The organism is Flavobacterium macrobrachii (assembly GCF_014486675.1).
Classification (GTDB): Bacteria; Bacteroidota; Bacteroidia; order Flavobacteriales; family Flavobacteriaceae; genus Flavobacterium; species Flavobacterium macrobrachii.
Genome location: NZ_JACTAC010000039.1, coordinates 21,826 through 32,448, shown reverse-complemented (window position 1 = coordinate 32,448; position 10,623 = coordinate 21,826). Strand labels below are relative to the sequence as shown.

Annotated in this window: 8 protein-coding genes; 7 read left to right on the top strand and 1 reads right to left on the bottom strand. The window is 33.4% G+C overall.

What is annotated here, in order from left to right; all coding sequences use genetic code 11:
• Nucleotides 1-478: 478 nt before the first annotated feature.
• The 7 genes from topA (at nt 479) to IAI56_RS09725 (ending at nt 10,153) form a co-directional block, all read left to right on the top strand.
• Entirely contained in the window at nt 479-2,980 is a 2,502-nt protein-coding gene (gene topA, locus IAI56_RS09755) for a type I DNA topoisomerase (protein ID WP_187657692.1), read from the top strand.
• Nucleotides 2,981-2,983: 3 nt separating this feature from the next.
• Nucleotides 2,984-4,135, top strand: coding sequence for a formimidoylglutamase (locus IAI56_RS09750; protein ID WP_187657691.1), 1,152 nt, complete (start codon nt 2,984-2,986; stop codon nt 4,133-4,135).
• A gap of 246 nt (nt 4,136-4,381) precedes the next feature.
• Entirely contained in the window at nt 4,382-5,788 is a 1,407-nt protein-coding gene (gene porK, locus IAI56_RS09745) for a T9SS ring complex lipoprotein PorK/GldK (RefSeq protein ID WP_187657690.1), read from the top strand.
• A 53-nt stretch (nt 5,789-5,841) separates the two neighbouring features.
• On the top strand, nt 5,842-6,486 hold the full coding sequence (gene porL / locus IAI56_RS09740) for a type IX secretion system motor protein PorL/GldL (RefSeq protein ID WP_187657689.1): 645 nt from the start codon (nt 5,842-5,844) through the stop codon (nt 6,484-6,486).
• Between the two features lie 55 nt (nt 6,487-6,541).
• Nucleotides 6,542-8,083 (top strand): type IX secretion system motor protein PorM/GldM, encoded by a 1,542-nt coding sequence (gene porM / locus IAI56_RS09735; protein WP_187657688.1) that lies wholly within the window; start codon nt 6,542-6,544, stop codon nt 8,081-8,083.
• Nucleotides 8,084-8,129: 46 nt separating this feature from the next.
• The gene (gene porN, locus IAI56_RS09730; protein ID WP_187657687.1) at nt 8,130-9,044 is read left to right on the top strand and encodes a type IX secretion system ring subunit PorN/GldN; all 915 of its coding nucleotides are present in this window, start codon (nt 8,130-8,132) and stop codon (nt 9,042-9,044) included.
• Nucleotides 9,045-9,109: 65 nt separating this feature from the next.
• Nucleotides 9,110-10,153 (top strand): NAD(P)/FAD-dependent oxidoreductase, encoded by a 1,044-nt coding sequence (locus IAI56_RS09725; protein ID WP_187657686.1) that lies wholly within the window; start codon nt 9,110-9,112, stop codon nt 10,151-10,153.
• Here IAI56_RS09725 and IAI56_RS09720 read toward each other — a convergent pair.
• The gene (locus IAI56_RS09720) at nt 10,143-10,526 is read right to left on the bottom strand and encodes a DUF983 domain-containing protein (protein WP_187657685.1); all 384 of its coding nucleotides are present in this window, start codon (nt 10,524-10,526) and stop codon (nt 10,143-10,145) included. The two genes, IAI56_RS09725 and IAI56_RS09720, sit on opposite strands and share 11 nt — an antisense overlap.
• Between the last annotated feature and the right edge of the window lie 97 nt (nt 10,527-10,623).

Below are 10,623 nucleotides of genomic sequence, written 5' to 3'. Positions count from 1 at the left end.
ACCACCACCTGTCATTCCCGCGAAGGCGGGAATCCATTTCCAACCCACGGAAACTCAATTCTAATCAACGGAAACTCAATTCCAACCCACGGAAATTAAATTCTAATCGGCGGAAACTTTATTCTAACCCACGGAAACAAATTTCCAACCCACGGAAATTCAATTCTTATCAGCGGAAACTAATTTCTAACCCACGGAAACTCAATTCCAACCCACGGAAACTAATTTCCAATCGACGGAAACTCAATTCTAATCCACGGAAGCTAATTTCCAACCGACGGAAACTCAATTCCAATCGGCGGAAACCCCATTCCTATTGGCTTTATTAAAAAACCAATCAACCCAAACCAAATACCCAACAACCTTTAACCAAAAAAACCATTCCAAAACAAATTCCAAACCATTCCCCGTTAAAAAACAACACTAAATCGGTAATTTAAAAAAAACAATTACATTTGTCCGCACAAACAATCGGGATATGGCAAAGAATTTAGTTATCGTAGAGTCACCAGCTAAGGCTAAAACAATCGAAAAATTTCTAGGGAAAGAATACCAAGTAGAATCAAGTTATGGACATATTGCCGACTTGCCTTCAAAAGAAATAGGAGTAGATGTTCTAAATGGTTTCAAACCAAAATATGAAGTTTCATCCGATAAAAAAGCACTCGTAAAAAAACTAAAAGATCTTTCAAAATCAGCCGAAATGGTTTGGTTGGCTTCCGATGAAGACCGCGAAGGAGAAGCCATTTCTTGGCACTTAGCGGAAGAATTAAAATTAGACAAATCCAAAACAAAACGTATCGTTTTCCACGAAATCACCAAAACCGCTATTCAAAAAGCAATTGAAAATCCTCGTGGAATAGATTACAATCTAGTAAATGCACAACAAGCTCGAAGAGTTCTAGATAGATTAGTAGGTTATGAATTGTCCCCAGTTTTATGGAAAAAAGTAAAAGGCGGACTTTCAGCAGGTCGTGTACAATCAGTCTCAGTTCGTTTAATAGTAGAACGCGAAAGAGAAATTCAAGATTTCAAAGCCGTTGGTTCTTATGCAGTTTCAGCCGAATTTACTAACGAAGCTGGAAAAACCGTTAAAGCCAAATTACCAAAAAACTTCGCTACTAAAAAAGAAGCCGAAGATTTCCTAAATAAAAGCATCGGAGCAAATTATAAAGTAGCCGATTTAGAAACCAAACCAACAAAAAAATCACCAGCAGCTCCGTTTACAACTTCTACGTTACAACAAGAAGCAGCCCGTAAATTATACCTTCCAGTAGGAATCACCATGCAGTTAGCGCAACGCTTGTACGAAGCCGGATTGATTACTTATATGAGAACCGATAGTGTGAATCTTTCTCAAGAAGCAACCGCAGCAGCGCAAGCCGAAATCACAAAATCATATGGTGCAGAATACAGCAAACCTAGAAGTTTTGTAACCAAAGCAAAAGGTGCGCAAGAAGCTCACGAAGCCATTCGTCCAACGGATATGTCGTTGCATACGGTAAATATCGACAGAGATCAAGCTCGTCTGTATGATTTAATTTGGAAAAGAACGTTAGCTTCCCAAATGGCTGATGCCGAATTGGAACGAACTAATGTAAAAATTCAAGCCGACAAACATTCAGAAGTTTTTCAAGCCACCGGAGAAGTAATAAAGTTCGAAGGATTTTTAAAAGTATATCTTGAAGGTAACGATGATGACGATGAAGAACAAGAAGGAATGTTGCCAGCATTAAAAATAAATGAAAAATTAGACAATCAATTAATTGTAGCCAAAGAACGTTTTACCCAACCACCAAGTCGTTATACAGAAGCTTCTTTGGTAAAAAAATTAGAAGAATTAGGGATTGGTCGACCATCAACCTATGCGCCAACCATTTCTACAATTATCAATAGAAATTACGTAGAAAAAGGAACATCCGAAGGAAAAGAACGCAAATACGGTCAGTTGACTTTGAAAAACGGTCAGGTAAAAACAGAAGTTCTAAAAGAAAATACAGGTTCCGATAAAGGAAAACTAGTTCCAACCGATATTGGAACCATCGTAAATGACTTCTTGGTAAAAAACTTTGAAGCTATTTTGGATTATAATTTTACAGCCAAAGTAGAACAAGATTTTGACGAAATCGCCGAAGGAAATATCGATTGGGCAAATATGATGCAAGATTTCTACAATAAATTCCATCCCAATGTTCAAGAAGTAGAAAAAAATGCCGACCGCGAAAGTGGTGAAAGAATACTAGGAAAACATCCTGAAACAGGTAAAACAGTTTTAGTTCGTTTAGGGAAATTTGGAGCAATGGCTCAAATCGGTGATGCAGACGACGAAGAAAAACAGTTTGCAAGCTTACGTCCAGAGCAAAATATGGGAAACATTTCCCTTGAAGAAGCTTTGAAGTTGTTTTTATTGCCAAAATCATTAGGAGATTACAAAGGAGAAGAAGTAGAAGTAAGCAATGGACGTTTTGGTCCTTATGTTCGCTTTGGAAAACAATTCATTTCATTACCAAAAGGCGAAGAACCATTGGATGTAACTATGGAAAGAGCAAAAGAATTAATAGATGAAAAAGTAAAAGCCGATGCACCAATAGCAACCTATAAAAATATGGATGTTCAAAAAGGCGTTGGACGTTTTGGACCTTTCCTTAAATGGAACGGTATCTTTATTAATGTAAATAAAAAATACAACTTCGATAATCTATCACAATCGGACGTAGCTGAATTAATCGAAGAAAAATTACAAAAAGACATCGACAAAGTAATTCATAACTGGAGCGAAGAAGGTATTTTGGTTCAAAAAGCACGTTGGGGAAGATCAGAAATTACCAAAGGAAAAATCAAAATCGAACTAAGTAAAGATATTGATGCAGCTGCATTAACATTGGAACAAGTAAAAGAAATGATTGCAAAAAAAACACCTGAGAAAAAAACAGCGACAAAAAAAACGGCAACTAAAAAAGCACCAGCAAAAAAGAAATAAACTATGGAATTTGATTTTTTATCACCCGTTGATAATGAAATTATTGAATATGTAAGCTCACTTTCAACTCAAAACATGGGAAGCAAAGTCGCTTTTCATACCGATAAAGATTTCCCCGATTTAGATAAAATAAAAATTGCTATAATCGGAGTTCCCGAAAATCGCGGCGATAAGAAAGCCTATCAAGAAGTTAATTTGGATTTTATTCGTAAAGAATTCTACAGTTTATTTCCAGGAAATTGGCAAAGTTCAATAGCAGATTTAGGAGATATTCTTCCCGGTAATTCTTTGGATGATACTTTTTTTGCCTTAAAAAGAGTAGCTTCAAAATTATTAAAAAAAGGAATTGTACCGATAGTTATCGGAGGAAGTCAAGATTTAATCTATCCTTTATACAGAGCTTACGACGATTTAGAGCAAATGGTGAATTTGGTTTCCATCGATTCAAGATTTGATTTTGGAAAACAAGACGGAAGTATTTCGGCTGATTCATATATGTCAAAAATAATTATTGACGAACCTAATAATCTATTTAACTATTGTAATATTGGATATCAAACCTATTTTAATTCACAGGAAGAAATAGATTTGATAGAAAAATTATATTTCGATGCCTATAGATTAGGGGAAATTTCAAGTAATATTTCTTTGGCTGAACCTGTTTTGAGAGATGCAGATTTAGTAAATATAGATTTAACAACAATAAAAACATCAGACTCAGGAAATTTTACTAATTTTACACCTAATGGTTTCAATGGTAAAGAGATATGTAGTTTAGCACGTTATGCTGGAATTAGCGATAAGGTTAGCTGTTTTGGGATATTTAATCATGATAACACTAAACAAGAATCGGTGCTAATAGCCCAAATAATTTGGTATTTCATAGAAGGTTTTAATTTCCGTTCCAATGAATATCCATTCGGAAGTAAAGAAATGTACTCTAAATATATAGTACCGCTTGAAGAAGAAGAATTAGTGTTTTACAAGAGTAACAAAACAGAACGTTGGTGGATAGAAATACCTTTTTTTTCAGTAGCACACAATAAACTAAAAAAAAATACGTTATTACCTTGTTCACATGAAGAATATTTGGTTGCGTGCAATCAAGAGATACCAGAAAGATGGTGGAAAGCACAAAGAAAAAATGTTTTATAAATTAAAATTTGTATAAAAAAAACAAGTAATATATTAATTTTTGTAGTGTATTTATTATTTAATAATAAAAAACATGTATTTAATCGATATTTTTGTACTTTTTAACGATAAAAAATTTTTTTATTTCAAATAATAATTTTAGTTTTGTCATGTTAAATAATTTTTTGTGTTAATAATTGTTTTTTTAAAAAATTATAAATAGGTTTACGCCCTTAAAAATTGAGTATTCAAATAACCCCAATTTATATGAAGAAGTTCATCGCATTTGCATCAGTTTTAGCTTTATTAACTAGCTGTGGCCGTTCCAATGACAAAGGAGAGTTAGTAGGTGTTAAAGGTAAAAAATGGCATCCAGAAAAACCTTACGGTATGATATTGGTTCCTGGCGGAGCATTTATCATGGGTAAATCAGATGATGATTTAGCTAATGTACAAGATGCACCAACAAAAACAGTTACGGTTCGTTCCTTTTATATGGATGAGACTGAGATTACTAATAGTGAATATCGTCAGTTCGTTGAATGGGTAAAAGATTCAATCATAAGAGTGCGCTTGGCTATTTTTGCTGATGAACAAGGTTTAACTGCTGGAGGAAAAAGCGGAGGAAAAGGTGGAAGTATTGGAGATTTTGCATTTAGTGATACAGATCCTGCAAAAATGACTCCTTATGATAAGTACATGTATGAGAACTATTACAGTGTAGGAACTGATGATGATCCTTATGCTGGTAGAAGATTAAATAAAAAAATTAAATTAATTACAGATACGAGTAAATATCCTGATGAATTTTACACTGAAGTTATGGATACTATGTATTTGCCTCTTGCTGAATCTTTTAATGGTCTAAGAACTATTGATGTTCGCAAACTGAAATTTAGATATTCATACATGGATATTCAGGCAGCTGCAAAAGCAAAAGTAGGCAAGAGAAGTAAGTTTATTAAAACAGAACAGCAGGAAATCTATCCAGATACTACAGTTTGGATTAAAGATTTTAGCTATTCATATAATGAGCCAATGCACAATGACTATTTCTGGCATCAAGCTTATGGAGATTATCCGGTAGTTGGTGTTAGTTGGAAACAAGCAAAAGCATTTTGTGCATGGAGAACTCTAAATAAAAATGCTTACATTAAATCAAAAAAGAAGAAAAAAGATTTGATTAACACATTTAGACTGCCAACTGAGGCTGAATGGGAATATGCTGCACGTGGTGGATTAGAGTCAGGAGCTTATCCTTGGGGTGGACCTTACACTAAAAATGATAGAGGTTGTTTCTTGGCCAACTTTAAGCCTAATAGAGGAGATTATGCTGCTGACCAAGCACTATATACAGTTGAGGCTAAATCTTATGAGCCAAATGGTTATAATCTATACAACATGGCAGGGAATGTTGCTGAATGGACTGACTCTTCATATGACCCAGCTGCTTATGAATATGTTTCTTCAATGAATCCTAATGTTCCAGATTCTAAAAATATGAGGAAAGTCGTTCGTGGTGGTTCGTGGAAAGATGTAGCCTACTTTTTGCAAGTTTCAACAAGAGATTTTGAATATGCGGACACTGCAAGAAGTTATATTGGTTTTAGAACTGTTCAGGATTACATGGGAACACAAGTGACAGGAAACACTGGTAAAGCTCCTAGAAAATAGAGTATATTAACTAACTTAAATTATATTAACTTAACTAACTAATTTTTTTTATTATGGCATTATTATCACCAAAAGTAATGAACTTCGCATACGGTATGGGTGCGGCAATTGTAATTATCGGAGCATTATTTAAAATCGCTCATTTTGAATTTGGACCATTCACAGGAACTGTGATGTTAACTATAGGACTTGTAACTGAAGCATTAATTTTCGCAATTTCTGCTTTCGAAGCACCAGCAAAAGAAATTGACTGGTCACTTGTTTATCCAGAATTAGCTGGAGGCGAAGCTAAACCAAGAGATAAGAAAAAAGAAGATCCAGCAGATGCTCAAGGTTTATTGTCTCAAAAATTAGACAACATGTTGAAAGAAGCTAAAATTGATGGTCAATTAATGGAAAGCTTAGGAAACAGTATAAAAAACTTTGAAGGAGCAGCAAAAGCAATTTCTCCAACAGTTGACTCGGTTGCTTCTACTAAAAAATATGCAGAAGAAATGACAAAAGCAGCTACACAATTAGAAACATTGAATGGTTTATACCAAGTTCAATTGCAAAGTGCTGAAAGAAATGCTGCAATCAACAATGAAGTTGCTGAAAACAATTTAAAATTAAAAGATCAAATGCAATCATTAACATCAAACTTGTCTTCATTGAACAATGTTTATGGTGGAATGTTATCTGCAATGAGTAATAGATAATTAGTTTTTTAACTATATTTTACTAACAAAATACTAATAAACTAATTAAGAAAAAATGGCAGGAGGAAAATTAACCCCTAGACAGAAGATGATTAACCTGATGTACTTGGTTTTCATCGCAATGTTGGCAATGAATATGTCAAAAGAAGTGCTTTCAGCTTTTGGTTTGATGAACGAAAGATTTGAAGGAGCTACTAATGCAGCAAATACTGCTAATGAATTTAGTCTTAAAGCATTAGATACTAAAGCGGCAGAGGCAAAAGGAGAGTTTATTGCGGCAGCAGCAACAGCTCATAAAGTAGAAGCAGCTACTAAAAAATTCTACGATTTCGTTGGAACTTTAAAAGAAGAAGTTCTCAAAGGAGTAGAGGCTGATGAGACAGGTAAACTTCCATATGAAGCAATGGATAAAGCTGATAATTTAGATCACAGCTGGTTTACAGGTGATGGATACACTGCAAGAGGAAAAGAAGTTTTGGCAGCTATTGAGTCTTATAAATCTGATTTAAAATCAGCTTTATCAGATCCTAAATATGCTTCTATTCTTAAAGAAATAAATAATAAGTTTGATTTGTCAGATGTTGCGAACAAAGAAGGTATTAAAGTTAAATTTTTAGATTACCACTTTAAAGGATTTCCAGCAATTGCTTCATTAGCTAAACTTTCTGCTTGGCAAAACGATGCTAAAAAAGTTGAATCTGATGTTATTAGTACGGCTTTAGGGAAAGCTGCTGTTGACGAATCTTCATACAGTAAGTTTCAAGCTATTGTTGCTTTGGATAAAAATGTGTATTTTCAAGGTGAACCTGTAACTGGTAAAGTAGTTTTAGGGAAGTATGATCCTAATGCTCAATTTAGCGGTTTTCAAGGTCCAGGGAAATTAGTTAATGGACAAGCTGTGATTTCAACTACTGCAGGAGCAGTTGGTGAGCAAACTCTTGGTGGTTCATTTAATTTTGTTGAAAATGGCAAACCAATTAAGCTTGAATTCAAAGGAAAATATGTAGTTGTACCGCGTCCAAATTCAGCTAATATTTCTGCTGATAAAATGAACGTAGTATATAGAGGTTTACCAAATCCATTGACAGTTTCATTTGCTGGAATTGGGGATAATAATGTTACTGCTTCTGGTCCAGGTGTTTCTCCTGCTGGTGGAAAAGGCAAATACAATTTAAATCCAGGTTCTGGTACTGAGGTTACGGTGACTGCAACAGGAAAAATGACTGACGGTAAAACGGTTTCTGATAAAAAAGTATTTAGAATTAAAAATATTCCAGCGCCACTTGGAGCAATCGGTGGTGTGACTGGAGTTCAAAAAGGTCCTAAATCACGTTTAGAAGTTTCTCAAATTAGTGCTGTATTACCAGATTTCTTATACGATTTAAATTTTCAAGTAACTCAGTTTACATTTAAAGTGCCTGGTCAAGCTGCAATAGTGGTAAATGGAGGTTCTGTGAATGCTCAATGTAAGGCAGCTTTAGCAAGAGTTACACGTGGAGACCAAGTAACAATTTCTAATATTAAGTCTAAATTAGTTGGTGGAGTTGGTAATTTAGTTATCAAAGATGCTGCACCTGTAGTTTATGAAATACAATAATAATTTGAGTTAGTATTTCTTACTTAAATAACTTATAATTAAAAACATGAAAATTAAAAATCTTTTATTCGTTGCATTTGTATTGGCTAGTTCTTTAACGATTTCAGCTCAATCAAATCTGTTGAATGCCAAAACTCCTGATGAGATTGGTAAAAAAACAGCAGCTCAGTTAAACTCTGATAATGACAAACCACTTCCTTATGGTTATGTACATGATAGAGATGTTTTGATGGGTAAAACGATTTGGGAATTTATCGATATCGATGAACGTATCAACTTTCCTTTATATTACCCTATTGACACAGCTTTTGTTGGTAAGGATAGAAGATCTTTGTTTGATGTTTTAGTAAAAAATATTAAAAACGGCAAGATTACTGAAGTATATGCTGATGATTATTTTAATTCAAAAAAGACTTTAAAAGATATGGAGTCTTCATTTACTTTTGTTGATACAACTGAAGCTGGAAAGGATGAAATAAATAACTATTATGATGATTACATGTCTGGTAAAAAAATATTGCATCCACAGTATATCAATAGAATTCCTTTGACTGCTCAAGATATTTCAGGTTACAAAACAAAAGGTTATTGGTATTTTGACAAACGTCAAGGGGAATTAAAATATAGACTTTTAGCAATATGTCCAGTATCTCCAGAAGCACGAGATATTGGTAAAGATAATCCAGATGTAATCGATTTGTTTTGGGTTTATTTCCCTGCAGCAAGAGATGTTCTGCATGAAGCCAAAGCTTTTAATGATAAGAATTCTGCTATGCCAATAACATTTGACCATTTATTGAATTCTCGTAGATTTAATGGTAATATTTATAAGGAAGAAAATGTTTATGGAGATAGAGAAATACAACAGTACATGAAAGATAATTCTCAAATGCAGTTACTGGAATCGGAAAGAATTAAAGAAAAAATACGTAGTTTTGAATCCGATATGTGGAATTACTAGTAAGTAACTCAATTAAAAATACAAAACTCTCATCAAACGATGAGAGTTTTTTTAGTTTATAAATTATGCTTGATTATATTATTGTAGGTTCAGGTTTGGCTGGAATTGCTTTTTCCGAAACACTTTTAGCAAACAACAAGAGTTTTGTAGTTTTTGAAAACCAATCTCAAAAATCTACCCGAATTGCTGGTGGGTTGTACAATCCAGTTATTTTAAAACGATTTAGCGAAGTTTGGAATGCCAAAGAACAACTTGCTTTGGCTTATGATTTTTATGCTAAAATTGAATCTAGATTAAATGTAAAATTAGATTTTAGAATACCAATTTATAGAAAATTCTTTTCTGTAGAGGAACAAAACAATTGGTTCATCGCCTCAGATAAACCCAATCTTTCACCATTTCTTTCAACGGAAATTATAAAGAAAAACTATCCCGGAATTGAGTCGCCTTTTGGATATGGCGAAGTCTTGCAAACAGGTTATGTTGATACTTCTTTGCTTTTTGATGTTTATCATCAGTATTTGGAGCAATTAAATAGTTTAAGAAAGGAAACGTTTTCATATTCGGCTATTGAATTCTTAGATGATTATATTCAGTATGGTGATTTAAAAGCAAAGCATATTGTTTTTGCTGAAGGATTTGGAATGCATTCTAATCCATTTTTTAACTATCTACTATTAGATGGAACAAAAGGTGAACTGTTTATCATTAAAGCACCCGATTTGAAAATTGATGTTATTATCAACACTAGTGTATTTATTTTGCCATTAGGAAATGATTTGTTTAAAATTGGTGCAACTTACAATTGGAAAGATAAAACCGATTTACCAACCGAAAGTGGAAAAATAGAATTAATTGATAGAATAAAGGAAATTATCAATTGCGAATTTGAAATAGTAGAACATTTTGCAGGCATTCGTCCAACGGTAAACGATAGAAGACCATTGTTGGGTTCGCACCAAAATTTTAAAAATTTACATGTTTTAAATGGATTAGGAACTCGTGGTGTAATGCTTGCTCCAGCTATGGCTATAGATTTATTTAATTATATTGAGTTTAAAAAGCCTTTGGATAAAACTATAGATATAAAGCGTTATTCTATTTCTTAGTAGCATTTTTATCATAATGCACAAAAATATTAATGTATATATTTCGAGATAATCGAGCCGTTATTGGTGTTAAAAGAATTAAGGTAACAATAATAGCAATAAAAGCTTCCACTAAGCTCAAACCAAGAAAAACCTTTGCAATAATAAAAGCGGCAACGCCAATAGCAACGGTTAATCCATAACTAACATACATTGCGCCATAAAAAAACGAAGGTTCTATTTGATATTGCAATCCACAGTGGCTACAAGTTTCGTGCATGTCATATAATTTTGAAAGATGATAGGGGTTTTTATCTTCATACATACTTTCTTCTTGACATTTAGGGCAAGTTCCTGTTAAAATACTATTTAGTTTGGATCCTTTTTTTAACATTTGCAAAAATTTTAACTTTGTTCGGTTAGGTCATATGACTTTACGTTTACAAAGGTACTTTATAGAAATCTTTTGAATGTAACTTTTGTAACAAATA